The organism is Achromobacter sp. JD-1 (assembly GCF_038594925.1).
In the GTDB taxonomy this organism is placed as follows: Bacteria; Pseudomonadota; Gammaproteobacteria; order Burkholderiales; family Burkholderiaceae_B; genus Achromobacter; species Achromobacter spanius_C.
The window spans coordinates 41,645-64,929 of the sequence record NZ_JBCGCS010000027.1; the positions used below are offsets into that span (position 1 = coordinate 41,645).

21 protein-coding genes are annotated in these 23,285 nt (G+C 66.2%); 9 read left to right on the forward strand and 12 right to left on the reverse strand.

Translation table 11 applies throughout. From position 1 onward, the window contains the following. Window positions 1–56 precede the first annotated feature (56 nt). The 4 genes from imuA (at window position 57) to WBR68_RS27810 (ending at window position 5,984) form a co-directional block, all read left to right on the forward strand. Entirely contained in the window at window positions 57–761 is a 705-nt protein-coding gene (gene imuA / locus WBR68_RS27795) for a translesion DNA synthesis-associated protein ImuA (RefSeq protein WP_230695839.1), read from the forward strand. Beyond that, complete coding sequence (locus WBR68_RS27800) at window positions 691–2,160, forward strand: Y-family DNA polymerase (RefSeq protein WP_230695840.1); 1,470 nt, start codon at window positions 691–693, stop codon at window positions 2,158–2,160. The genes imuA and WBR68_RS27800 overlap by 71 nt, the downstream gene beginning before the upstream one ends. A 10-nt stretch (window positions 2,161–2,170) precedes the next feature. Then, window positions 2,171–5,413 (forward strand): error-prone DNA polymerase, encoded by a 3,243-nt coding sequence (locus WBR68_RS27805; RefSeq protein WP_230695841.1) that lies wholly within the window; start codon window positions 2,171–2,173, stop codon window positions 5,411–5,413. A gap of 181 nt (window positions 5,414–5,594) precedes the next feature. After that, on the forward strand, window positions 5,595–5,984 hold the full coding sequence (locus WBR68_RS27810) for an I78 family peptidase inhibitor (RefSeq protein WP_050446590.1): 390 nt from the start codon (window positions 5,595–5,597) through the stop codon (window positions 5,982–5,984). A gap of 69 nt (window positions 5,985–6,053) precedes the next feature. Here WBR68_RS27810 and WBR68_RS27815 read toward each other — a convergent pair whose 3' ends face one another. The 10 genes from WBR68_RS27815 to WBR68_RS27860 all read right to left on the reverse strand — a co-directional run bounded on the left by WBR68_RS27815 (window position 6,054) and on the right by WBR68_RS27860 (window position 14,122). Next, window positions 6,054–7,028, reverse strand: coding sequence for a LysR family transcriptional regulator (locus tag WBR68_RS27815; protein WP_157055395.1), 975 nt, complete (start codon window positions 7,026–7,028; stop codon window positions 6,054–6,056). Window positions 7,029–7,061: 33 nt separating this feature from the next. Next, a complete protein-coding gene (locus WBR68_RS27820) occupies window positions 7,062–7,796 on the reverse strand; it encodes an amino acid ABC transporter ATP-binding protein (RefSeq protein ID WP_050446591.1) in 735 nt (244 codons plus the stop codon). An 11-nt stretch (window positions 7,797–7,807) separates the two neighbouring features. Continuing rightward, on the reverse strand, window positions 7,808–8,497 hold the full coding sequence (locus WBR68_RS27825) for an amino acid ABC transporter permease (protein ID WP_050446592.1): 690 nt from the start codon (window positions 8,495–8,497) through the stop codon (window positions 7,808–7,810). Next, a complete protein-coding gene (locus WBR68_RS27830; RefSeq protein WP_050446593.1) occupies window positions 8,490–9,179 on the reverse strand; it encodes an amino acid ABC transporter permease in 690 nt (229 codons plus the stop codon). The genes WBR68_RS27825 and WBR68_RS27830 overlap by 8 nt, the downstream gene beginning before the upstream one ends. A gap of 31 nt (window positions 9,180–9,210) precedes the next feature. Next, window positions 9,211–10,032, reverse strand: coding sequence for an ABC transporter substrate-binding protein (locus WBR68_RS27835; RefSeq protein ID WP_127184733.1), 822 nt, complete (start codon window positions 10,030–10,032; stop codon window positions 9,211–9,213). A 73-nt stretch (window positions 10,033–10,105) separates the two neighbouring features. Continuing rightward, window positions 10,106–11,308, reverse strand: coding sequence for an aminotransferase class I/II-fold pyridoxal phosphate-dependent enzyme (locus WBR68_RS27840; protein WP_230695842.1), 1,203 nt, complete (start codon window positions 11,306–11,308; stop codon window positions 10,106–10,108). After that, entirely contained in the window at window positions 11,305–11,985 is a 681-nt protein-coding gene (locus tag WBR68_RS27845) for an RraA family protein (RefSeq protein ID WP_230695843.1), read from the reverse strand. Before WBR68_RS27845 ends, WBR68_RS27840 begins: the two co-directional genes overlap by 4 nt. A gap of 159 nt (window positions 11,986–12,144) precedes the next feature. After that, the gene (locus tag WBR68_RS27850) at window positions 12,145–13,032 is read right to left on the reverse strand and encodes a hypothetical protein (RefSeq protein ID WP_230695844.1); all 888 of its coding nucleotides are present in this window, start codon (window positions 13,030–13,032) and stop codon (window positions 12,145–12,147) included. A gap of 33 nt (window positions 13,033–13,065) precedes the next feature. Then, window positions 13,066–13,677: an LON peptidase substrate-binding domain-containing protein gene (locus tag WBR68_RS27855; protein WP_050446597.1), complete on the reverse strand. Its 612-nt coding sequence runs from the start codon at window positions 13,675–13,677 to the stop codon at window positions 13,066–13,068. Window positions 13,678–13,687: 10 nt separating this feature from the next. Beyond that, complete coding sequence (locus WBR68_RS27860) at window positions 13,688–14,122, reverse strand: carboxymuconolactone decarboxylase family protein (RefSeq protein ID WP_230695845.1); 435 nt, start codon at window positions 14,120–14,122, stop codon at window positions 13,688–13,690. 154 nt (window positions 14,123–14,276) lie between these two features. Between WBR68_RS27860 and WBR68_RS27865 the strand changes: the two genes are divergently transcribed. After that, window positions 14,277–14,705, forward strand: coding sequence for a VOC family protein (locus WBR68_RS27865; RefSeq protein WP_050446599.1), 429 nt, complete (start codon window positions 14,277–14,279; stop codon window positions 14,703–14,705). A gap of 95 nt (window positions 14,706–14,800) precedes the next feature. Here the strand turns inward: WBR68_RS27865 and WBR68_RS27870 are convergent, their stop codons facing one another. Further along, a complete protein-coding gene (locus WBR68_RS27870; protein WP_050446600.1) occupies window positions 14,801–15,724 on the reverse strand; it encodes a helix-turn-helix transcriptional regulator in 924 nt (307 codons plus the stop codon). Between the two features lie 174 nt (window positions 15,725–15,898). On the opposite strand from WBR68_RS27870, the gene WBR68_RS27875 reads away from it, so the two are divergent. Genes WBR68_RS27875 through WBR68_RS27885 form a run of 3 tightly spaced genes read left to right on the forward strand, consistent with a single transcriptional unit; the run spans window position 15,899 to window position 20,363 of the window. Next, entirely contained in the window at window positions 15,899–17,962 is a 2,064-nt protein-coding gene (locus WBR68_RS27875; RefSeq protein WP_230695846.1) for a TonB-dependent receptor, read from the forward strand. A 44-nt stretch (window positions 17,963–18,006) separates the two neighbouring features. Further along, complete coding sequence (locus WBR68_RS27880) at window positions 18,007–19,035, forward strand: acetylserotonin O-methyltransferase (RefSeq protein WP_230695847.1); 1,029 nt, start codon at window positions 18,007–18,009, stop codon at window positions 19,033–19,035. Then, the gene (locus WBR68_RS27885) at window positions 19,032–20,363 is read left to right on the forward strand and encodes an MFS transporter (protein WP_230695848.1); all 1,332 of its coding nucleotides are present in this window, start codon (window positions 19,032–19,034) and stop codon (window positions 20,361–20,363) included. Before WBR68_RS27880 ends, WBR68_RS27885 begins: the two co-directional genes overlap by 4 nt. A 117-nt stretch (window positions 20,364–20,480) precedes the next feature. On the opposite strand, the gene WBR68_RS27890 is transcribed toward WBR68_RS27885, so the two are convergent. After that, complete coding sequence (locus WBR68_RS27890; RefSeq protein WP_230695849.1) at window positions 20,481–21,350, reverse strand: IclR family transcriptional regulator; 870 nt, start codon at window positions 21,348–21,350, stop codon at window positions 20,481–20,483. A 209-nt stretch (window positions 21,351–21,559) separates the two neighbouring features. Here WBR68_RS27890 and WBR68_RS27895 point away from each other — a divergent pair, with 209 nt between their 5' ends. After that, entirely contained in the window at window positions 21,560–23,197 is a 1,638-nt protein-coding gene (locus WBR68_RS27895; RefSeq protein ID WP_230695850.1) for a GMC family oxidoreductase, read from the forward strand. The last annotated feature ends 88 nt before the right edge of the window (window positions 23,198–23,285 follow it).

Sequence of the window (23,285 nt, forward strand, 5' to 3'; positions counted from 1 at the left end):
GTCGCTACAAAAGCCGCCCACAAAACGGGGCTACAATACTGTATATTCATACAGTAATGATGACCCCTGAACGCATTCATCCCGCGTTGTGGCGCGCCACCCAGTTGGCCAAAGGCGCCGCGCGCACCCTGCCCACCGGGCACGCTTCGCTTTCCGCCGAGCTGCCGGACGGCGGCTGGCCGCTGGGATCCCTGATCGAACTGCTGACCCCGCACCCCGGCGTGGGCGAAATCCGCCTGTTGCGCCCAGCGTTGGCCCAATTGGAAACGCGCCGCCCCATTGCGCTGGTGCAACCGCCGCACGTGCCCCACATCGCCAGTTGGATGAGCTGGCGGCTGGATCCCCGGCAATTGCTGTGGGTAGCCCCGCAAAAACCCGTCGATACCCTCTGGGCCACGGAACAAATCCTGAAAAACGGCAGTTGCGGCGCCCTGATCTGCTGGCTACCGCATGTGCGCCCTGAATCCCTGCGCCGCCTGCATCTGGCGGCCCAGGCCAGCGACCTGCTCTTTATCGCCATCCGCCCGGCCAAGGCCGCGCAGAATGCCACCGCCGCCCCGTTGCGGCTGGCGCTTGCGCCCGCCCCGGGCGGCTTGTCCGTCCATATTCTGAAGCGCCGGGGGCCTGTCTGCGACACCCCGCTGTACGTGGGCCTGGAGCCCGGCGCGCCGACACCGTCTTCCCCCCGCCATGCGCCTCTGGATCGCCGCCTTCCTGCGCTGCCTGCCGCTGGACGTACTACGCCCGCACTGGCCGCATGAGGAACACGCCTTCGCCGTCCTGGACCAGGAACGCGTTGCCGCCCTCACCCCCGCCGCCCGCCAGGCCGGCGTCAAGCCGGGCATGCGCCGCGCCGGCGCCGCGGCCATCGCCCCGCAGGTGGAACTCTTGCCGCGCCAGCCGCAGGCCGAAGCCGACACCCTGCACGGCGCGGCGCTGGCGCTGCTGCAATACACCCCCGAAATTGCCTTGGGCGATGCCGACACCGTGCTCTTGAACGTGGGCGCCAGCCTGATGTTCTTTGGCGGCCCGCGCGCGCTGGCCCGGCGCATACGCGCCACCTTGGGCGCGCTGGATGTGCGGGTGTCCCTGGGCATGGCGTCCACCGCCCGGGGCGCCTGGCTGCTGGCGCACCGCCCGGGCCGGCGCATGCCCCGGCGCACCCTCACCCTGCGTACGCTGACCCGCCGGCTGGACGCGCTGCCGCTGGCGCTGCTGCCCCAGGCCCAGGCGCGGCTGGACTGGCTGGGCGACATCGGCTGCCACACGCTGGCCGACCTGCGCGCCCTGCCGCGCGCCGGCCTGCAACGCCGCAGCACGCCGGATCTACTCCCCGCCCTGGACGCCGCCTATGGCCAGGCGCCGGAACTGTATCGCTGGATTGAACCGCCCAACCAGTTCTCCCGGCGCATTGAACTCATGGACTACGTCGAGCACACCGACGCCGTGCTGGCCGTGGCGCGCCGCCTGGCCGAACAACTGGGCGGCTGGCTCACCGCGCGGCAACTGGCGGTGCGGCGCGTGGTGCTCAGCATGGAACACGAACGCGGCCGCCATGCCCGCCCGCCCACCGAACTGGAACTGGCGCTGGCGCAACCGGTCTGGCAGGCGCCGCAAATCCTGCACCTGCTGCGCGAAAAACTGAACCACGTCACGCTGGAAGCGCCCGTCATCGCCGTCTCCCTATTGGCGCCCGACACCGTTGAGCAACCCGCCGTCAGCACCACGCTGTTTCCCGAACCCGGCGGCACCGCGGCCGACCACGCCCGGCTGCTGGACCTGCTGGTGGCCCGGCTGGGCCGCGATCAGGTGCGCCACGCCCATCCCACGCCCGACCACCGCCCCGAAGCCGCGAATTCCTGGGGCGACGCGTTGACTGCCCCGCGCCCGCCCCAGCCCCTGCCCCCCTTGCTGGACCGCCCCTTCTGGCTGCTGGAAACGCCGCTGGCCCTGAAGCTGTCGGGCCATCGCCCCCAATACGGCGGCCAGCCGCTGCGGTTGGTGCGCGGGCCGGAACGCATCGAAAGCGGTTGGTGGGACCCAGCCCTGACCGTGCGCGACTACTTCGTTGCCGAAGACGCGGCGGCCGCGCGCTACTGGATCTACCGCGAACGCGACGCGGAACACGCGCGCTGGTTCCTGCACGGGCTCTACGCCTGAGGCTGGCCACATGCAAGACGATCCCTACGGCGCCCCCGATCCGTCCGAACCATCCAGCCCCTTGGCAACGCTACCCGGCTACGCCGAGCTGCAATGCCAGTCGAACTTTTCCTTCCTGCAAGGCGCCTCGCACCCGGAAGAGCTGGTCGCGCACGCCGCCGAACTGGGTTACGCCGCGCTGGCGCTGACCGACGAATGCTCGCTGGCCGGCGTAGTGCGCGCCCACATGGAAGCCAAGACCCAGAAGCTGCCGCTGATCATCGGCGCCACGTTCCAGTTGCGCGCCGCGCCCGACGCCGCCCCGCTGGGCCTGACCCTGCTGGCGCAAACCCGCGAAGGCTACGGCAACCTGTCCGAACTCATCACGCTGGCCCGCACCCGCGCCCCCAAGGGCGAATACCGCTTGGCCCCCGACGACCTGACCCATCCGCCCCAGGGCTCCGAGCACCTGCGCCAAGTACCGGAATGCCTGGCCATCCTGACCCCCGCCTATGGCACCGACGCCGACCGCCTGGCCGAGCAGGCACGCTGGTTGGCGCGTGTATTTCCCAACCGCGCCTGGGTCGGGCTGAACCTGCTGTACCGGTCACGCGACGACCAGCACCGCGCCGCCGTCGAACACGCCGCGCGCCAGGCCGATCTGCCCATCGTGGCGGTGGGCCAGGTGCAGATGCATGTGCGATCGCGCAAGCCCCTGCACGACACGCTGGCCGGCATCCGCACGCGCCAGCCCGTGGCCCAATGCGGCTACGAATTGTCTGAAAACGCCGAACAGCATCTGCGCACCCGCATGCGCCTGGCCAACCTGTATCCGCCCGACGCGCTGGCGCAAACGCTGGTGGTGGCCCGCCGCTGCGCGTTTTCACTGGACGAACTGCGCTACGAATATCCCGACGAGGTCGTGCCGCCCGGCCACACGCCCGCTTCCTATCTGCGTCAGGAAACCCTGGCCGGCGCCGCCCGTCGCTTTCCCGCCGGCGTCCCGGAAAACGTGGCCGGCCAGATCGAAAGAGAGCTCGACCTGATCGGCGAACTGCACTACGAAGCCTATTTTCTGACCGTCTACGACATCGTCCAATACGCGCGCCGCCAGGGCATCCTGTGCCAAGGCCGGGGGTCGGCCGCCAACTCCGCCGTCTGTTATTGCCTGGGCATCACTGCCGTCGATCCGGTCCGAGGCAACAACCTGTTTGAACGTTTCATCAGCAAAGAGCGCAACGAACCACCCGACATAGACGTAGATTTTGAGCACCAGCGCCGCGAAGAAGTCATCCAGTACATCTATGACAAATACGGACGCGACCGCGCCGCCCTGACCGCCGTGGTCATTTCGTACCGGCCACGCAGCGTGCTGCGCGACACCGGCAGCGCGCTGGGCGTGGACCTGGGCGTGATCGACGCCGTGGCGCGCGCGCACCAGTGGTGGGACGGCAAAAAGGAAATGTTGCGCACGCTGGGCGCCTGCGGGCTGGACCCGGAATCCCGCGTGGCGCGGCAATGGGCGTCGCTGGCGCAAACCATGATGGGCTTTCCGCGCCACCTGTCGCAGCACCCGGGCGGCTTCGTGATTTCACGCGGCAAGCTGTCGCGCCTGGTGCCCATTGAAAACGCCGCCATGCAGGACCGCAGCGTCGTGCAATGGGACAAAGACGATCTGGACGCGCTGAAACTACTGAAAGTGGACGTGCTGGCGCTGGGCATGCTGTCAGCCCTGCGCCGCACGCTGGAGCTGGCCGGCCTGCGTCGTGGCAAACCGCTGGCCTTGCAAGACATACCCGAAGGCGACGAAGCCACCTACGACATGATCTGCGACGCCGACACAGTGGGTGTGTTCCAGATCGAATCGCGCGCGCAGATGACCATGCTGCCCCGCCTGCGGCCGCGCAAATATTACGACCTGGTCGTGCAGGTGGCCATCGTGCGCCCCGGCCCGATCCAGGGCGGCATGGTCCACCCCTACCTGCGCCGGCGCCAGGGCAAGGAAGACGAAACCTATCCCAGCGAAAAAGTGCGTGGCGTGCTCAGCCGCACCATGGGCGTCCCCATCTTCCAGGAACAGGTGATGCAGATCGCGGTGGTGGCCGCGGGGTTTACGCCGGGCGAGGCCGACCAGTTGCGCCGGTCCATGGCTGCCTGGAAACGCAAGGGCGGCGTGGACAAATTCCGCGTCAAGCTGGTGGGCGGCCTGCTGGCGCACGGCTACACGCTGGAATTCGCCGAAGCCCTGTTCCGGCAGGTAGAGGGGTTTGGCGAATACGGTTTTCCGGAAAGCCATGCCGCCAGCTTCGCCCTGCTGGCGTACTTCAGTTCCTGGCTCAAGCGCCACGAACCCGAGGCCTTTCTGGCCGCCCTGCTCAATTCCCAGCCCATGGGCTTCTACGCGCCCGCGCAACTGGTGCAGGACGCCCGCCGCCACGGCGTCTGCGTGCTGCCCGCCGACGTTACCGTCAGCGGCTGGGATTCGGCGCTGGAAACCTTGCCCGACGATCACCCCGGCGCCCAGCGACGCCCGCGCCCGCACTCACCACCCGCCGAAGACACCCGCCCCGCCGTCCGGCTGGGCCTGGGCTTGATCCAGGGCATGCGGGAAGACGCCGCGCGCCGCATCGAAGAGGCTCGCGCAAAGGCGCCTTTCACCGACACCGGCGACCTGGCCCGCCGCGCCACGCTGAACCGCCACGACCTGAACGCCCTGGCCGCCGGCGACGCGCTGCGCACCCTTGCCGGCCACCGCCGCCAGGCCAGTTGGCAAGCCGCCGCCAGCGTCCAAAGCCGCGACCTGCTGCGCGACGCCGCCATCGTGGAAACCCAGGCCCCCCAGCTGTCGGCCCCTTCGGAAAACCAGACCGTGGCCGCCGACTACCGCAGCCTGGGGCTGACGCTGCACAGCCACCCGGTCGCCCTGTTGCGCGCGCAACTTGCCGCCCGCAATTTCCAGCCGGCCGAGGTCCTGAACAGCTACCCCGACAAGCGCGTGGCCCGCGCCTGCGGCATCGTCACCGTGCGCCAACGGCCCCAAACCTCCAAGGGCGTGATCTTCGTCACGCTGGAAGACGAAACCGGCCCCGTCAACGTGGTCGTGCGCCCGGAACTCATCGAACGCCAACGCCGCGAACTGCTGGGCGCCAAGCTGCTGGGCGTCTACGGCGCCTGGCAAAACGTGGACGGCGTACGCCACCTGATCGCGCAACGCCTGGTGGACCTGTCCGACCTGCTGGGCGGGCTGGCGACGCATAGCCGGAATTTTCATTGAGGCGCCAACTGGCGGAAGCTAGTACTTTCCTCAGTAACCAAACCCCGCCATTGCAGCCCGCCTTGATCTCATTTCAACGCGGGCTTTTCACTTTTTGGCGCGCCGCCGCAACGCCAGATTACAGCGCGCCTAGGCTGGTCTATCATGGCTTTTTTCGTCGTGAAGTTGTAAGGAGCGATACATGATCCGCAAGCTGATCCCTTTCATTCTGGTTGCCAGCCTGACCGCATGCGCCAACACTGGAACGTCGTCGTCCAGCGCACCGGCAGCCTCCAGCTCCTCCAGCTCTTCATCCTCGTCCGGCGCCAGCTCGTCGGGCGGTGCTTCCTATGGTGGGTCGGGCTCGGCCATGCCGGGCTACGGTAGCAAAACCTGCGATGCCGCCGCGCTGCAATCGCAAATTGGCCAAAAAGCCACCACGTCCTCGATGGAAGACCTGCGTACGCGCAGCGGCAGTACCACCGCCCGCATTCTGCGCCCCGGCCAACTCGTCACCATGGAATACAACGCCACCCGTTTGAACCTGATCGTGGATGACAAAGACGTCATGACCGCCATTCGCTGCGGTTGATCTCCCCCCAAGCCCTGCGAGGACCCGACCCCGCCCCGGACTGGCCGACGCCTGACATCGCCGGCCGCCTCAGGCTTCGTCCGGCAAAGCGGCGGGCGGCGTGGGTGGCACGTGGGGCAGAAAGGCCCCCGCCACTTCAAACGCGCATTCCTCGCGCGCAATCTCGATCACCCGCGACACAATCGGGTTGACGATGTTCTTCTTGTGCACCGCGTAGTAATTGATCGTGGGCAGGTCGGGTTCCACATTCAATTGACACAGCGCGCCGCGTTCGACCAGTGGCGCGAAGTAGGCGCCAGGCAGATAACTGATGCCCAGCCCCAGCATCGTCAGTTGCGCCATCATCCCCAGGCTGTTGCAGGTCAACACCCGCTTGACCGACAAGCCCTGTTCGGCGAACCAGGCGTCGTACAGGTGCGACAAGGCGGAATTGGTCGGCTGCGAAATCACCGGATACGGCGCCAAGTCCTGCGGCGACAAACGCGCCTGCAAATCGATATCCAGCGCCGGGCTGGCCATCCAGACGTTGGTGACGGCGCCCAGATGGGTGCCCTCGTATTGATAGCTCCAGAACGGGCCAGGCATGATGGCCAGGTCCAATTGGTCTTGGTCCAACCTTTCGTACAACGTAATGCCGCCGTCGATCTCGGGCATCAGTTGTACGCGCGGGTAGCGCAAGCTGATCTGGTTGATCAGCCGCGCCAGCCACGTCATGCCGACCAGCTCGGTCACCCCCAGCCGTATCACGCCCTCGAAACTGGCCGGGTCGGCCATGTTTTGCACGATGCGGCTGTTCAAATCCAGCATTTCACGCGCCAGTTCAAACAGCTTGCGCCCTTGCGGCGTCATGACCAGTTTCTTGGCCCGGCGCTCGAACAAGGGCGACCCGGCAAAGGCTTCCAATTCCCCTACCCGCTTGGCCACCGCCGATTGCGTGGTGTGCAGTTTCCGGGAAGATGCGCTGAAGCTGCCTAGCTCGGCGCTCCAGTAAAAAGCCTCTAGCTGTTTAAGGGTGTACATCGCGGCGGTGGATGCGAAACGCATGAAAGCCCTCACGTTACCATCGCCGCCACGGCCCTAGCCGCGTGGGTGCAGGATGTCGGCCAGAAAGCGCTGTGCGCGCGGATGCGAGGGCGCGCTGAAAAAGCGCTCGGGCGTGTCCACCTCAAGAATCTCGCCACCATCCATGAAGACGACCCGGTCGCAGACGTCGCGCGCAAAGCCCATTTCGTGGGTCACGCACACCATCGTCATGCCGTCCTTGGCCAGGCCCTTCATCACCTGCAGCACCTCGCCCACCATTTCCGGGTCCAGCGCGCTAGTCGGCTCATCGAACAACATCACCGGCGGCTGCAACGCCAAGGCGCGCGCAATCGCCACGCGCTGCTGCTGGCCGCCCGACAGCGCACCAGGGTAGGCGTCGATCTTGTTCAGCAGTCCCACCCGATCAAGCAGCGCACGCGCCAATTCCACCGACTGCTTGCGCGGCTGCTTGCGGATATTGACCGGTGCGAAGATCACGTTTTCCAGCACGCTCATGTGCGGAAACAGGTTGAACTGCTGGAACACAAAGCCGATCTTCTGACGCAGCGCATTCAGGTTGGCGCCCTTCTGGTAGATGTCGGCTCCGTCGATCAGGATGCGACCTTTCTCAATAGGCTCCAGCCGGTTGATCGTGCGGATCATGGTTGACTTGCCCGAGCCCGACGGCCCGCACACCACCAGCACTTCGCCACGCGCCACGGACAGGTCCACGTCTTTCAGCACGTGATGGTCGCCATACCACTTGTTCACTTTTTCAAGCTTGATCATGATTCTTTCCGTTAAGCCATGGCGCGCGAGCGGCGGATACGCAGGTCCAGCCAGCTCAAGCCGCGGCTCAGGCTGAAGCACACCAGGAAATAGATAATGGCCAGAATGCCGAACACCTGCAGCGGCTGCGTCAGCACCAGGTTATTGATTTGATTGGCCGCAAAGGTCAGCTCGTTGACACTGATGACGTAGCCCAAGGACGTTTCCTTGATCGTGGATACGAACTGGCTCGTCATGCTGGGCAGCACGTTGAACAGCGCCTGCGGCAGCACCACCTTGCGCATCGTCGTCCAGTAGCCCACGCCCAACGAACGCGATGCCTCGATCTGGCCGCGCGGCACCGCCTCGATGCCCGAGCGGATCACCTCGGACAAGTAGGCGCTTTCATAGACCACCAGCGCGAAGATCAGCGTCCAGAAACCGCTGACCACCTGCCCCGTCAACTTGGGCACCACGAAGTACGCCCAGAAGATCAGCATCAGCAGCGGCATGCCGCGCACCACGTTGACCAGCGCCTTGCTGGCGGCCCGCAATGCGCCGAACGGGCTGACTCGGGCCAGCGCAATCAACAGCGCCAACGGTAAGGACATCAACAAGCCCAGCGCCGCCAGGATCAGCGTCAGCGCCAGTCCGCCCAAGGGCCCGTTGGGGTATTGGCCGACCAGCAGCGTCGGCCAGTATTGCATCAGCAGGTCAAGCACCGTGGCCTCCGCGATTCAAGCGATAACGGGCGTAGACGCGCGACCCCACCGCCATGATCAGGAACGATCCCAGCAGGTACATGATCGTGGCCGCGCCGAAGGTGGCGAAGGTGCGATAGGTTTCGTTTTCAATTTCGCGTGCCTGATAGGTCAGCTCCATCACGCCAATCGCCATCGCCACGCTGGTGTTCTTGAACAGCAGCAACGCGCGGCCGACCAGCGGCGGAATGGATATGCGCAGCGCCTGCGGCACGATCACGTAACGCATGCATTGCAGGTAGCTTGCGCCCAGCGCGCGCGCCGCCTCGAACTGCGTCCACGGTATGGCGCGCAGGCCGCTGCGGATGTCCTCGGCAATGTACGCGGCCGACCCCAACGCCAGCGCAATCGCGGCCAGCGACATCTCGGCGTTGTGATCGTAGAGCCACAGCCGCAGCCCTTCGGGCAGCAGCTCCGGCATGCCGAAATACCAGAACAACACCTGCACCAACAGCGGCACGTTGCGGTGGTATTCAACATAAGCGTCCACCACCCAGCGGCATGGCGCCAGGTTGGTGGCGCGCACCACCACCAGCGTCACCGCAATGGCGAAGGCCATGACCCAGGCAACGAAGAACAGTTGCACGGTAACCACCATGCCGCTGAGCAGCAGCTGGTATTGGGATGCATCTAGCAAGCTCATAAAGCGTCGGCCCTTGGCGGTTGCGCGGCCATCAGCCGGCGATGGGGCCGATCTTGAACCCGCGCTCCAGCTTGTAGGGCGTGGTGGGGCCGAACCACTTGTCGAACAGCTTGGCCGCCGCGCCCGAGCTCTCGGCTTCGTCCAGCGCCTGGTTCACGGTTTGCAGCATGCGCGTCTCGGACTTGCGCACACCCAGGCCCCAGGGTTCGTCAAACACCGACTTGCCGATCACGCTGACGGGCGCCGTGGGCGGGCTTTGCAGCACCAGCCGCACCAGCACCAGTTCCGACGCAAATTGCGCATCCACCTTCTTTTGCTGCAAGGCCAGGTAAGTGGCCGAACTGTCGCCATAACCAATCACCTTGGACTTGTCCAGGATGCGCTTGATCTCGCGTTCCGAGCTGGAGCCCTTGGTGGCGCCAATGCGGTGGCCGTTCAGCGCTTCGATGCTGTCCAGGCCCGAGTCCTTGCGCACCAACAGCTTTTGCGGGCTGACGTAGTAAGCATGGCTGAAGGAAATCTGTTCAGCGCGATCCGGCGAATAGCCCAGGTTGGCGGCCAGGATGTCCACGCGCCCTTCATTCAATTCCGGCACGCGCGCCGCCACCGACAGCAGCTTGTAGCTGATCTTCACGCCCAGCTTGTCGGCGACGAGCTTGCACACGTCCACGTCATAGCCCACCAACTGGCGGGTAGCGCCGTCCTGGAAGCTGAACGGCTGCGACGTGCCCAACGTGCCGCAGACGAGTTCGCCGCGCGCCTTGATGTCGTCGACTTGATCCGCTTGCGCGGTGGCGCCCAGCGCCAGCGTGGTCAGGCCCAGGCAGGCCGCGAAGATGGAGTGGCGTTTCATGGTTGATTCCCCTTGTGTGTTGTGTGGTGGTCAAACGGTCTTGCGTAGCGTGGTGTGGTGTGCCGCCTGGCGTTCAGGCCAGCTTGGCGCAGGCCTCGCGAATGGCGGAACATCCTTGCTTGATATCTTCCAGCGACGCGGCGAACGACAGCCGGAACGTGCCGGGCGCGCCGTAGGCGTTGCCGTCGATCACGGCCACGCCCGCCTCGCGCAGCAGGTAATGCGTCAGGTCGGTGTCGGTGGCAATGACGTCGCCAGCGGGCGTTTTTTTGCCCAGCAGGCCCGAGCAGTCCGGAAACACGTAGAACGCGCCTTGCGGCACGACGATGCTCAGGCCCGGCGTACCGGACAGCTCGGCAACCGCCAGGTCACGGCGCGTTTTGAAAACCTTGGCGAATTCGGTCACGCAATCCTGTGGGCCGGACAGGGCCTCAAGCGCCGCCGCCTGGCTGACCGACGACGCGCCCGACGTGCTTTGTGATTGCAGAATCGCCATCGCCTTGATCAATTCGTCGGGCCCCGCGCCATAGCCGATGCGCCAGCCCGTCATGGCGTAGGCCTTGGACACGCCGTTGACCACCAGCGTGCGGTCGGCCAGCTCGGGCGCCACCTGCAGCGGATGCACCGTCGGCTCGTCCGTGAAATTGAGGCGGGCGTAGATGTCGTCCGTCATCAGCCAGACGTGCGGATGGCGCTTGAGCACGTCGGTCAGCCCGCGCAATTCGTCGGCGGTATAGACCGAGCCAGTGGGGTTGCTGGGCGCGTTCATCATCAACCACTTGGTGCGCGGCGTGATGGCTTGTTCTAGCGCCTGGGGCGTGAGCTTGTAGTCCGTGGCCGGCAAGGTCTGCACCACGACCGGCACCCCGTCGTTGACCAGCACCATGTCGGGGTACGACACCCAGAACGGCGCGGGGATCAGCACCTCGTCGCCGTCATTCAACGTGGCGGCCAGGCCGTTGAAAATCACCTGCTTGGCGCCGGTGCTCACAATGATCCGCGCCACGGGATAGTCCACGCCCGTGGCCGCTTGCACATGGCCGCGCGCGGCACGGCGCAACGCCGCCGTGCCCTGGGCAGGCGGGTATTTGGTTTCGCCACGGTTCATCGCGGCGGTGGCGGCCTGGCGGATATGTTCCGGCGTTGAAAAGTCGGGTTCGCCAATCGTCAGGTCGATGATCCGGCGGCCTTGTTCGCGCAGTTCGGCAATGATGGCGCGCGCGGCAACGCTGGGCGACAGCTTGATGCGCTTGATGCGGTCGGCAATGATGCTCATTTGGCGCCGCCCGTCTTCTCGGCAATGGTCTTTTCCAACCACGGCTTGGTGTAGGTGCCGGCACGCAGCTTTTCCTTGGCCACGGCTTCGTCGGCTTCCTTCTTTTGCGCCAGGGCCAGTACGGCGGCCGCGTGTTCGGCGGGAATCACCACCACGCCGTCGGCATCGCCCACGACCACATCGCCCGGATTGACCACCTGCCCGCCCACGGACACCGGCACGTTGATTTCGCCCGGGCCGTCCTTATACGGACCCTTGTGCGACACGGCACGCGCGAAGCAGCCGAATTCGCCTTGACCAAAGACGTCCACGTCGCGCACCGCGCCGTCAATGACAAAGCCCGCGATGCCGCGCGACTGCGCATCCATCATCATCAGCTCGCCCACCAGCGCGTTACTGGCATCGCCCGCGCCATCGACAACGATGACGTCGCCCGCCGCGCCCATCGAAATCGCCTGATGGATCAACAGGTTGTCACCGGGACGGGTCTTGACGGTCAGCGCCAGGCCGACCATGCGGCGCGTGCCGCCATGCATCGGGCGCAGGCCCGACACGCCGTACAGGCGATTCATGCAGTCGCTGATCTGGGCGGAGCCGATATCGGCAAAGCTGGCCAGCACGTCGGCGGCCACGGCCGGCGCCGACCGAGAAAGAATGCGAAATCCGATGGGAGTCATAAGAAAGTCGAGGGGGTGAATGCGTCAAGCGATTAAGCGAATACGCATTACAAAGCCCCGCGCACCTTTCCTCAAAACGATATAAATTCCCAGCTAATCAGGAATTTTTTTCGTGCATACGCTCGTTAAGGGTTATCCCTTATTCGTAATCGGGGGAGCTTAATCGTCCCCGCCGCCGTTGGCGGCCCGCGCTTCCGACAGTGCGATCGTCAGGTTGACGACCTTCTTCTTCAACTGGTCGCGCTCTTCCGTCACGCGCGCCAACACCCCACGCAAGCGCGCCACTTCGGCTGGCAGGTCGGCGATGTGTTCGATCGGCACCTCAGGCGGGGCTTCGCGGGGCGGCGGCGCCTTGGCCAGGCGCACTTCGCGCGCGGCCTGTTGCAGTTCTTTCTTGCCGCCCGCCACCGCCGCCGCCTGGCGCTCGGGCGGCAAGGAAGCGACTGCCGCCGCGGCATTGATGGAAATCGCGCCCTCTTTCACGGCGCGCACCAGTTCCGGCGCGGCGGCTTTCTGAATCTTTTCGATCTGCCCCAAGGTGTTGCTGCTGATGCGCGCGGCCCGCGCCAGCGCCTGGCGGCTGGGCACGGGCGGCGTCCATGACATGTTGGGCGGCAGGCGCGGGGCGCCATCGGCGGCGGGCGCGCCGTCGTCCTCATCCCAGGGCGGCGATCCATCCGCCTGCTGCGCGTCGGGCGCGGTCTCGGGCGCCTCGGGCGGTGTGCGCGCCAGCAAAATTTCTTTCTTGCGCAACGCCAGCACGCCGCGCTGGAAGTCCGACACGCTGCGGCGTCCCAGGTGGTTTTCAATCATCCACAGATGCACGTCTTCCATCGACTTGAACGTGGTGTTCTGGCGCGTCTGGAATTCAATGCCGTGTTTCTTGCACAGGGCGTAACGGTTGTGCCCGTCCACCAGCAGGTCGCCCCACAGCACCAGCGCATCGCGGCAGCCTTCGGCCAGCAGGCTGCGTTCCAGCGCCTCGTGCTCGTCTTCGGTCAAGGGGTCTATGTAGGCGCGCAGGCCCTCGTCTATCCTGATTTCCATGGTGTCCAATTCGTTGATCGTGTCGGGCTGACGCTACGTCAGCCCCTGGCCGCGCAGAAAATCCTGTATTGCTTCCAGCCGTGCCACCGGGTCTGTCAGGCCCAGCAGACGGGTCTTGTCATCCGGCGGCAGGGGCAGCAATTCGCACCAGCGATCCGCTACCCAGCCGCTGTCGTCCAGCCGGAATGGCGGCGCAATCGGCATCTTGTCGGCAGGCACGCCCTCTTGCTGCCATTGCGCAACCAGCCGCCCCAACGCATCGGCGCTGGGCTGCATGGAGGCCGGCACGGGCGTGGGCGGATCGTCGGCAATGGGCTCGGCCTGCCCCATCCAAAGGCCGTATTTTGCCACTTCGCTGGAAAGCAGCCGAAACCGACTGCCGCCAATACAGCGCACTTGCAGCAAGGCGGGCATGGGCGCGTCCCAAGAGGCGATGCGCGCCATGGTGCCCACCGACGCAAGCGTCTCCACGCCCTCGGGCGACCGCACTTCGCTGCCCGCCAGCAGGCCCACCACGCCGAACTCGCTGCCATCCGCGATGCAGCGGCGGATCATATCCAGATAGCGCACCTCAAAAATGCGCAGATGCAGCACGCCGGCGGGAAACAGTGCGTTGGATAAGGGAAACAGCGGAATCAGCGCCATGGCCGGCTCCTTATTTGATGTCGGAATCGTTGACGGAAGCACTAAGGTCAAATGCGGCATCCACCGGCACCTGCATCGCCGTCACCATTGCGTTGGTCTGCGCCGCCATGCCAATCACCGACAGCAGTTCCGCATGCTGGCCGTCGGTCATGCCCCGGGCCTTGGCCGCCGCCGTGTGCGAATGCACGCAGTACGAACAACCATTGGCGGTGGACACGGCGATATAGATCATCTCGCGCACCAGCGGCGGCAATTCGCCGTCGGCCATCATGACCTGCTTCAACTGCGCCCACACGCGCTGCAATTGCGGGGGATCGTTCGCCAGCGCACGCCAGAAATTATTCACGAAATCAGACTTGCGCGTCGCCCGGATGTCTTCGAACACCGCCCATGCCTCAGGGCTTTTACGGACTTCGTCGTCCGATAGCAGTTTGACCGTGCTCATGCCATTTATCCTATGTGAGGCCCATGCCAGGCCGAATTTGCCGTCAAGCGGCTACAGTGCGTACTTTGCCGGCTTCTTCGGGTACCGTGGGCCGGGTTTTCCATCATAGTGCGGCAGCGCAGCGCGCACCCGCCCCCCAAAAAAAGGAAACATCATGCCCCAGCTATCCGCCTATCTCAGCTTTGACGGCAACTGCGCGGACGCCATGCGCTTTTACGAGCGCGTGCTGGGCGGCCGCCTTGAAACGCTGATCCGCTACGCCGACGCGCCGTCGGACGCGGCCATGCCCGCCCTGTCACCCGAGGACGCCGAACGCGTCATGGTGGCGCGCCTGGTGCTGGACGAGCAGACGCTGCTGGGCAGCGACGCCACCAGCGGCCATCCTTATCCCGGCAAGCAAGGTATTGCCCTGGCCCTGGTCTACCCCACCGTGTCCGACGCCCAGCGCGTGTTCGACCAATTGGCCGACGGCGGCAACGTGACGATGCCATTGCAGAAAACATTCTGGGCAGACGCGTATGGGGCGTTGCTGGACCGCTTTGGAACGCGCTGGATGGTCAGCGGCGGCAAGATCACGCATTAAGCGTGTGGGCGTGGCCCGGCCATGCCCACACGCGGCTTGGCCGCCACGTAGTCGCCCCCGTAAGCGCGCGGATCCCCCGCCGCGCCGTCGACACGTCAGGCGCGCCGCTTGCCGAACACGGACTTCGGCGTGCGTCCGTGAAAGCGCGTGAAGGCCGCGCTGAAATTAGCGGGGTGCCGGTAGCCCACGCGATACGCCGCCTGCGCCACCTGGCACCCGGTTTCCAGCAATTCCCAGGCGCGGCGCATGCGCAGTTCGGTCAGCATCCGATGCGGGCTGGTGCCGTACAACTTGCGAAAACCTTCCTTCAGCTTGAACTCGTTCAAGCCCGTGGCCAGGCACAGGTAGGCCACGGTCAGGTCGCGGTCCATCTGTTCCTGCATCAAGGCGCGCACCGCTTCCAGCCGCGCAATATCGGCCTGACTAAGCCGACCCGGCTCAGACATGGGCGCCAGGCCGCGCAGTTGCCGCGACAGCAGCGTCAATGCCCGGATGTGCGCGTCCAGCGGGTCCTGGCCTGACGCCAATTCCAGCGCGGCCGATGCCAGGTCAGGCGCGGTGCGGCCCTGCGCCAAACGACGCAAACCGCCCGCGCCCAGCAGGCTTTCCGCGCGTTCAACTCCCGCATAACGGCGCAGCACCTGTTCACCCACCAACAGCCGCAATTGCGAAACGGTGGCGCCGCCCAGATAGCGGCGCTCGCCCCGGGCGCGCTGAAATGCGGTGACCGTCGTGGTGCCACCACGGAAATCCAGCGCGGCGCCATCGGCGCCTTGATAAGCCGACACGCCCTGCATCGCCAGCGTAATCACCAGCGTGCGCGCGCCATGCCCGGCGGCATTCTCTTCAATCAGGTCGCGCCTTGGGGTGTATTGCGAATGCACCAGCGTCAATCCCTCATCCAGTTCCATGCGGTCCGCGTGGCAATCGCCCAGGTCGGTCGGCAAGGCCAGGCGATGCCAGCCCACGCGGGGGCTCGGGCCGGGTTGGGCAAGCAGCGAAGAAACGCGTATGGGCATGGGGATTTCCTGGTCCGGCGGCGTAGGCAACGGCAAAAAAAGCCGCGCCGCCGACTTGCATACGGATGGATCCGGAATGCATATAAATGTGAATGATAGTTGTTCGCATAAAGAAATACCATCCTTCGGACGGCCGCAATGCATAGCGGTCGCGATGTCCGCACAGGAAGCCCGATGCCCCACCCCGCTCCCCTCACGCCCATCCGGGCCTTGATCTGCCTGGCCTTGTTCTGCCTGACGCTGGCCCCGGAAACGCAGGCGCAGAATCGCGCTGAAAGTCCCGTCCAGGTTTCTACCCCCGCCCCCGCCGAATTGCCCGCCATCACCGTCACGGCCGACAAGCAGGAACGCGCGTTGGAAGACGTGCCCACCAGCCTGTCGGTCTTTGACGGCGACCTGCTGGACGCGCAAGGCATCCACAGCGTGGAGGCGTTGCAGACCATCACGCCAGGTTTAAGCTTTCAGCCCTTTGGCCAGGCCGGCGTCAATTCAGCCGTGATGCGCGGTTTGTCCGCCAACTTCTTTTCGTTCTCGACGTCCACGCTGCTGGTGGTGGATGGCGTGCCGACCTTGATGGCGCAAGGCTACGACGACCAACTGCTGGCCATCGACCGCGTCGAAGTGCTGCGCGGCCCGCAGTCCACGCTGTACGGCCGCAATGCCGAGGCCGGCGTCATCAACATTCACACACGCCAGCCCGACAACACCTTGCGCGGCCAGGTCTCCGCCGAGATCGGTAGCCGCGACCTGCGCGTCATGCGTTTCGACCTGAGCGGCCCGCTGATCGAAGACCGCCTGGCCGCCAGCGTTGCCGGCACGTGGCGCAGCCAGCACGGCTTCATCGACAACACGTACACCGGCCAGCGCGAAGACGACCGCGAATTGCGCAACGGCAAGGTCGCGCTACGCTGGACGCCATCGGCCCGCACCGACGCCACGCTGCGTTACGCGCAAGTGGACTACCGCGACGGCGCCGCGCTGTGGGGGTCACCGGCCGCCCCGCGCGACACGGTTGCCTCTGGCACGCCCAGTTGGAACCACTCCATCGGCCGCAGCGCATCGCTGTCCGTGCGCCACGATTTTGACTCGGGTCTGCGCCTGTCGTCCGTCACCGCCTGGAATGATTTTCGTGACCGCGTGCAGCAAGACACCGACTTCCTGCCCGCCGACCTGCTGCATATCCGGCGCGATCACCAGTTCAGCACTCTGTCGCAGGAACTGCGGTTGGAAGGCGAATGGCGCCACGCGCGCTGGCTCGTCGGCCTGTATGCCGACGGTGACGATCACCACTTGCGCAACACCCAGAAAATGCCGATGGGCCTGACGGAAAGCGTCGTCAAGCTGCGCGGCAATTCCACGGCGGCGTTCACGAACTGGACGGTGCCGCTGGCCGAACGCTGGACGCTGGAAGCCGGCGCGCGCATCGAACGCGACCGCGTCCGGTTCCGGCCCGAAGCAGCAGGTCCAGGTGCCGGCGCGGGCGGCAGCACTCGCACCGCCGACTGGACGCGCGCCACCCCTCGCGTAGCCTTGCAGTACTCCTTCGCGCCGCGCCAGCAGGTCTACGCATCCCTATCCGATGGCTTTCGCGCGGGCGGCTTCAACGTGTTTTCCCCCGCCGCCGACTACGCTGCGTACCAACCCGAGACGCTGCGTTCCTACGAAATCGGCGCCAAGGGCTGGCTGCCGGGCAACCGACTGCGCTACGCCGGCGCTTTCTACGTGATGACGGTCAAGAACATGCAGGTGCAGCAGATGCCCGTGCCCGGCCTGGTCTACGTCACCAATGCGGCCTCGGCCCGGTCGATCGGCGCCGAATTCGAGCTGGAATACCTGTTGGGCGACGGCTGGTCGATGCAAGCCGGGCTGGGCCTGAACCGCACGCGATTTGCCAGCTTCATGGATGGCGCCAACGACTACAGCGGCAATCAAAACCCCTTCGCGCCGCGCATCAACGGCTATGTCAGCGCGCGCTACGACGCCCCCGCCGGCTGGTACGCCCAGGCCTCGCTGACCGGCGCCGGCCGCGTCTACCTGGATGCCGCCAATCGCTATTCCCGCAACGGTTATGGCCTGGTCAACCTGGCCGCTGGCGTCACCGTGCGGCGGGTCGAAGTTTCCGCCTACGTTAACAACCTGGCCAACCGCCGCTACGACGCCGTGGGCTATCAAAACGGCATTGTGACCGTCTATAGCCCGCCGCGCGAAGTTGGCTTGCGCTTCACCTGGCGCATCTGAGTCCGGCCCATCCACTTAGCCTGAACCCTTCAACAAGGACACCCATGAGTTCGCCTACTACCCACCCCCTGCAACGCTACTGGGACCTGGCGGCCGCGCCGATACAGGCGGCCGCGCTGGACGCAGCGTTGGAACTCGGCTTGCTGGACCGCCTGACGCAGCCGGCCAGCGCCGCCGATGTCTCGCAAGCGCTGGCACTGCGCCCCGAGCAGACCGTGCATCTGCTGGACATGCTCTGGAGCCTGGACCTGCTGCACCGCATTGACGGCGACCCGGTGCAATACCTGTGCCAGCCCGAGGCCCGCAAGTACTTCTGCCAGGGCCAACCGGGCTACTGCGCCGACGCCTGGCGCTACCGGCGCCGCGCGCTGGCGCACTTCAGCGAACAACTGGGTGAACAATTGCATCTGGACGGACCCGCCGTCGAACCTTATGTGCAGACCAACGCCACCGGCTGGACGCAGGCCGCGCGAGTACAGATCGCGCAGGAGCAGCGCGCCATCGCCGTGGCCGCCGCCGAACATGCCATCGCATGCGTACCCGGCGCCGCTCATGCGCGGCGCATCCTCGACCTGGGCGGTGGCCCGGGCTTGATCGGCATCGCACTGGTGCAACGCTGGCCTGACGCGACAGGCGTGGTGTTTGACTGGCCCGACACCGCCGCCGTGGCGCTGGAGAACATCGTCCAGGCGGGTCTGTCGGACCGCATGTCAGTCATCGGCGGCGACCTTGCCACCGATGACATCGGCCAAGGCTACGATCTGATCTGGTGCTCGTCGGTACTGCATTTTCTGCCCGACCCGCACGCCACGCTGCACAAGATGCACGACGCGCTGGCTCCTGGCGGAACGCTGGTGATGGTGCATGCCGAGGTGCCGGCCGATGCCCATGCCGCCGCCCGCGTGCTGCCCTACTACCTGCCCATGATGCTGCTGGGCCGGCGCGTCACGCGCGCGGGTGAATTGCATCAAGCCCTGCAAGCTTGCGGTTTCGCGGACGTGCGCGGATTCGATTCCGACCGCTTTCCGATGGCGCCCGTGCATGTGCTGGCCGCCCGCAAGGCACACGCATGAACGCGCCGCTACGCAATGGGTTGCGCCAGGCGCTGTTCGGCTGGTTGAATCTGGCGCTGACCGCGCCCGGCGTTTATCTGTGGTTGGGCCTGCCGATGGTGCTGCGTCAGCATGGCTGGTCCGGCACAGCCATTGGCCTGTTCCAACTGGCCAGCCTGCCGACCTTGTTCAAGTTCCTGCTGGCCCTGCCCTTGGAGCGCCGTCGTGCAACGCCCGCCACAACGAAAGCGGCTCCGCCAGCAGCGACGGCCCCGGCGGCCCGCGCGGCCTATCGCGGTTGGGCCGTCTTGCTGTTGTTGATCTATGCCGCCGTGCTGTGCGCGCTGGGATGGCGCAACCTGTTGGATGACAAGCACGTGCTGTTCGCGCTGGCCACGGCCGCGGCGCTGGCTGGCACCTGGGCCGATGTGCCCGTCAACGCGCTGGCGATTCGCGTGCTGCCGCCATCCAGCCGCGCCTGGGCCGGCGGCGTCCGGTCGATGGCCTTGTGCCTGGGCGCCATTGCGGGCGGCGGTTTGATGCTGGTGGCGCAGGCGCGCTGGGGCTGGCAAGCGCCCTTTGCCATCATGGCGGGGGCCTTGGCCTTGGGCGCGGCCTCACTTCTGTTCGTCCGCGAAGACCTGATCGGGGGGCAAACGAAATCCGCTCCAGACCGTGTTCACGGTAATGGCAATGGCGGAGGCAATGGGGACGGCAACGACAATCGCAATGGCAACGATGCCGCCATCGCCCATGTCTGGCCGCAGATCCGCGCCTACGTCAAACGCGACGACACGCGCCGTTGGCTCCCCTTGCTGGCTTTGCTGTTTCCCTTCATCGGGTCGGGATGGTTTTTCCTGAAGCCGCTGCTATTGGACCAAGGCCTGCCGGCCGAGCGAGTGGGCTGGCTGGTCGGCGTCGCGGGCGGCGCGGTGGGAGCGGTGGCCAGCGCGTGGTCGGCGCGTTGCAGCAAGCGCATGCGTCCGGCCGTCACCGTGCCGTGGCACGCGGCAGCGGGATGCGCCGCGCTCTTGTCGTTGGCGGCCGCCGTCTGGTGGCAGGCGCCGCCAGCAGCCTTGATCGCCTGCGCCATGGGCATTGCCGCCGCGATGGGCGCCACGGCCGCGCTGACCTTCAGCTTGATGATGTCGCACGCCCGCCCCGGCTGGCAGGCGCTGGACTACGGCATCCAGTCCAGCGTGTTCTCGCTGACCCGCATCGCCATGCCACTGGCGGCCGGAGTGCTGATGGACGCCGCCGGCCAGGTCGTAATGCTGGCCGCGCTGGCTGCCGCATCCGCCTGCGTGGTGTGGATGGCGCTACGCACGGCCCCGTCGTTGCGCGGCTAGCAGGCCAGGTCCGCGCCCGTGCCGGAAATGGTCAGAAGTGGTCGAAGTGACCGAAACGGAGTGACTAAAACGGAATGACCGAAACGGAGTGACCGAAGTGATCACACCGGCCAGGCATCAAGCCCCCGGCCGATGCAGCGCCAGCACATCGTGCAACGATTGCGCCGCGCGTTGCAGCACCGGCACGGCGCGCAGCAAGTCGTCCAGCATGACGCGGGCCGTGGGCGCGTGGCAGGCCACCGCCGCCACCACCCGGTCCTCGGCATCCTTCACGGGCACCGCCACCGCGCTCATGCCGCGCACGAATTCTTCGTTGTCGATACCGATGCCGCGCGCGGCCAGGCGTTCCAGTTCTTCTTCCAGTTGCGCGGGGTCGGTCAAGGTGCGCGGCGTGTTACGCGTCAGCGGCAGGCGAGCCACCACGCGGCCCCGTTCCAGCCGGTTCATTGACGCCAGGAACAGCTTGCCGCTGGCCGTGCAATGCATGGGCACATGGCTGCCCACCGCGAAGAACAGCCGCAAGGGTTCCGACGTTTCCACGCGTTCCATATAGACCACGCGGTCGCCGTCGGGCGCGGTCAGGTTGCAGGTTTCACCCAGGGTGCCCACCAGTTGCGCCAGCACGGCGCGGCAGGCCCGCGTAAACGCCGAGGCGTGCAAGGTGGCCAGCGCCAACGACGTGGCTTGCGGCCCCGGCACAAAGCCGTGTTCGGTGGGCGTGGACGCCACGAAACCGGCGCGCTGCATGGCGGCCAGCAGCCGCATCAGCGTGGTCTTGGGCATGTTCAGCCGCTGCGCAAGCTGCGCCAAGGTGGGCGGATGCTGGGCGCGCGCCAGGTGTTCCAGCACCACCAGGGCGCGCAGCGACCGCGCCGCCTCTTGCTGCTGTTCGGGCGTGTCGCCGTCGCTCGACTTCATCCCCGCCTCCGGCCTGGACGCCGATGCTGCACTGCGATTTTGAAACCGAAGTTGCATGTTCCGTTCCATTTGTCCGCCCCCTCGCGCGTTGTGCTTTGTTCTACGCGCCTGCTTTCTAGAATCGCCACAGATGTCCAGCCGGTTCCCGCATCAACACCGGATGGGATCGAAGCAGTATATAAGTGCGCCCCGCCGCAACAAGCAGGGAAAACGCGCCGTCATGGGGCGGTGCGGGTTGCGGCGGCACAGGCGGCACGACAACAGGGAGACAAGGCGATATGTCCGATACCGTGGATGTCATCGTGGTGGGCGCCGGCTCGGCCGGATGCGTGATGGCCAATCGGCTTAGCGCCGACGGCACACACGCCGTCTGCCTGCTGGAAGCCGGCCCCAGGGACACCTACCCCTGGATCCATATTCCCATCGGCTACGGCAAGACCATGTTCCACAAGGTGGTGAACTGGGGCTACTACACCGACCCCGACCCCAACATGCTGGGCCGCCGCATCTACTGGCCGCGCGGGCGCACCTTGGGCGGCTCCAGCGCCATCAACGGCTTGATCTACATCCGCGGCCAGCGCGCCGACTATGACGCCTGGGCGCGCGCGGGCAACCCCGGCTGGGGCTGGGACGATTGCCTACCCTACTTTCGCAAACTGGAAAACAACGACCTGGGCGCAGGACCCAGCCGGGGCGTGGATGGCCCCTTGAACGCCACCTCCATCAAGACCCCCCACCCGCTGGTGGAAGCGATGATCGCCGCCGCCGGAACGCTGGGCGTACCGGCGGTGCGGGACTTCAACACGGGCGAGCAGGAAGGCGTGGGCTACTACCAACTGACCACGCGCAACGGCCGCCGCTGCTCCACCGCCGTGGCCTACTTGCGGCCCGCCGAGAACCGCCCCAACCTGCGCGTGGAAACCGATGCCCACGCCATGGCGATTCTGTTCGAAGGCGGACGCGCCTGCGGTGTGCGCTACCGGCAAGGCGGCCAGGTGCGAACACTGCGCGCCCGGCGCGAGGTAGTGCTGTGCGCGGGCGCGCTGCAATCGCCGCAGTTGCTGCAACTATCGGGCGTGGGGCCGGCCGCGCTACTGCGCCAGTTCGGTATCCGCGTGGTGCGCGACCTGCCTGGCGTCGGTGAAAACCTGCAAGATCATCTTCAGATCCGGCTGATCTACGAAACCACGCAGCCCATCACCACCAACGACCAGTTGCGCAGCCTGCCCGGGCGCGTGCGCATGGGCTTGCAATGGCTGCTGTTCCGGGGCGGCCCGCTGGCGGTTGGCATCAACCAGGGCGGCCTGTTCTGCCGGGTGGACCAGGCCAGCCTTACGCCCGACACCCAGTACCACTTCGCCACGCTTTCGGCCGACATGGCCGGCGGCAAGGTGCATCCGTTTTCAGGTTGCACGTATTCCGTCTGCCAGTTGCGCCCGACGTCACGCGGCCAGGTGCGGCTGCGCAGCGCGGACCCGTTCGAAGCGCCGTCCATGCAGGCCAACTACCTGTCCACCGAGCTTGACCGCCACATGACGGTAGCGGCGGTCAAGCATGCCCGGCGGCTGGCCGCGACCGAGCCACTAGCCGGGCTGATGAAACGCGAATTCCGGCCCGGGCCCGAGGTGCGCACGGATGACGACATCCTGCATTTCTGCCGCGAACATGGGGCCACCATCTTCCACCCGTCGGGCACGGCCAAGATGGGGCCACGCAGCGATCCGATGGCGGTGGTGGACGAGCGCCTGCGCGTGCATGGCGTGGCCGGACTGCGGGTGGTGGACTGTTCCATCATGCCCACGCTGGTCTCGGGCAACACCAACGCGCCCGTGGTGATGCTGGCCGAACGCGCGGCCGATTTCATGCTGGAAGATTTCAAGCTGTCCCGGCGCCGGGCGGATCTTGTCGCCGCCTGATCGTCACCCCATCGACAAGGAAGTCCCGAACGAAGCTAAAGCCAGACCCGCGCACGGCGCCGCAGAGCGCCCCGCCCCATCAAAGGAG

Bases quoted from the DNA above. Each gene is read 5' to 3' on its own strand.
- imuA (WP_230695839.1), top strand. From the start codon at position 57: ATGATGACCCCTGAACGCATTCATCCCGCGTTGTGGCGCGCCACCCAG.
- WBR68_RS27800 (WP_230695840.1), top strand. From the start codon at position 691: ATGCGCCTCTGGATCGCCGCCTTCCTGCGCTGCCTGCCGCTGGACGTA.
- WBR68_RS27805 (WP_230695841.1), top strand. From the start codon at position 2,171: ATGCAAGACGATCCCTACGGCGCCCCCGATCCGTCCGAACCATCCAGC.
- WBR68_RS27810 (WP_050446590.1), top strand. From the start codon at position 5,595: ATGATCCGCAAGCTGATCCCTTTCATTCTGGTTGCCAGCCTGACCGCA.
- WBR68_RS27815 (WP_157055395.1), bottom strand. From the start codon at position 7,028: ATGCGTTTCGCATCCACCGCCGCGATGTACACCCTTAAACAGCTAGAG.
- WBR68_RS27820 (WP_050446591.1), bottom strand. From the start codon at position 7,796: ATGATCAAGCTTGAAAAAGTGAACAAGTGGTATGGCGACCATCACGTG.
- WBR68_RS27830 (WP_050446593.1), bottom strand. From the start codon at position 9,179: ATGAGCTTGCTAGATGCATCCCAATACCAGCTGCTGCTCAGCGGCATG.
- WBR68_RS27835 (WP_127184733.1), bottom strand. From the start codon at position 10,032: ATGAAACGCCACTCCATCTTCGCGGCCTGCCTGGGCCTGACCACGCTG.
- WBR68_RS27840 (WP_230695842.1), bottom strand. From the start codon at position 11,308: ATGAGCATCATTGCCGACCGCATCAAGCGCATCAAGCTGTCGCCCAGC.
- WBR68_RS27845 (WP_230695843.1), bottom strand. From the start codon at position 11,985: ATGACTCCCATCGGATTTCGCATTCTTTCTCGGTCGGCGCCGGCCGTG.
- WBR68_RS27850 (WP_230695844.1), bottom strand. From the start codon at position 13,032: ATGGAAATCAGGATAGACGAGGGCCTGCGCGCCTACATAGACCCCTTG.
- WBR68_RS27855 (WP_050446597.1), bottom strand. From the start codon at position 13,677: ATGGCGCTGATTCCGCTGTTTCCCTTATCCAACGCACTGTTTCCCGCC.
- WBR68_RS27860 (WP_230695845.1), bottom strand. From the start codon at position 14,122: ATGAGCACGGTCAAACTGCTATCGGACGACGAAGTCCGTAAAAGCCCT.
- WBR68_RS27865 (WP_050446599.1), top strand. From the start codon at position 14,277: ATGCCCCAGCTATCCGCCTATCTCAGCTTTGACGGCAACTGCGCGGAC.
- WBR68_RS27870 (WP_050446600.1), bottom strand. From the start codon at position 15,724: ATGCCCATACGCGTTTCTTCGCTGCTTGCCCAACCCGGCCCGAGCCCC.
- WBR68_RS27875 (WP_230695846.1), top strand. From the start codon at position 15,899: ATGCCCCACCCCGCTCCCCTCACGCCCATCCGGGCCTTGATCTGCCTG.
- WBR68_RS27880 (WP_230695847.1), top strand. From the start codon at position 18,007: ATGAGTTCGCCTACTACCCACCCCCTGCAACGCTACTGGGACCTGGCG.
- WBR68_RS27885 (WP_230695848.1), top strand. From the start codon at position 19,032: ATGAACGCGCCGCTACGCAATGGGTTGCGCCAGGCGCTGTTCGGCTGG.
- WBR68_RS27890 (WP_230695849.1), bottom strand. From the start codon at position 21,350: ATGGAACGGAACATGCAACTTCGGTTTCAAAATCGCAGTGCAGCATCG.
- WBR68_RS27895 (WP_230695850.1), top strand. From the start codon at position 21,560: ATGTCCGATACCGTGGATGTCATCGTGGTGGGCGCCGGCTCGGCCGGA.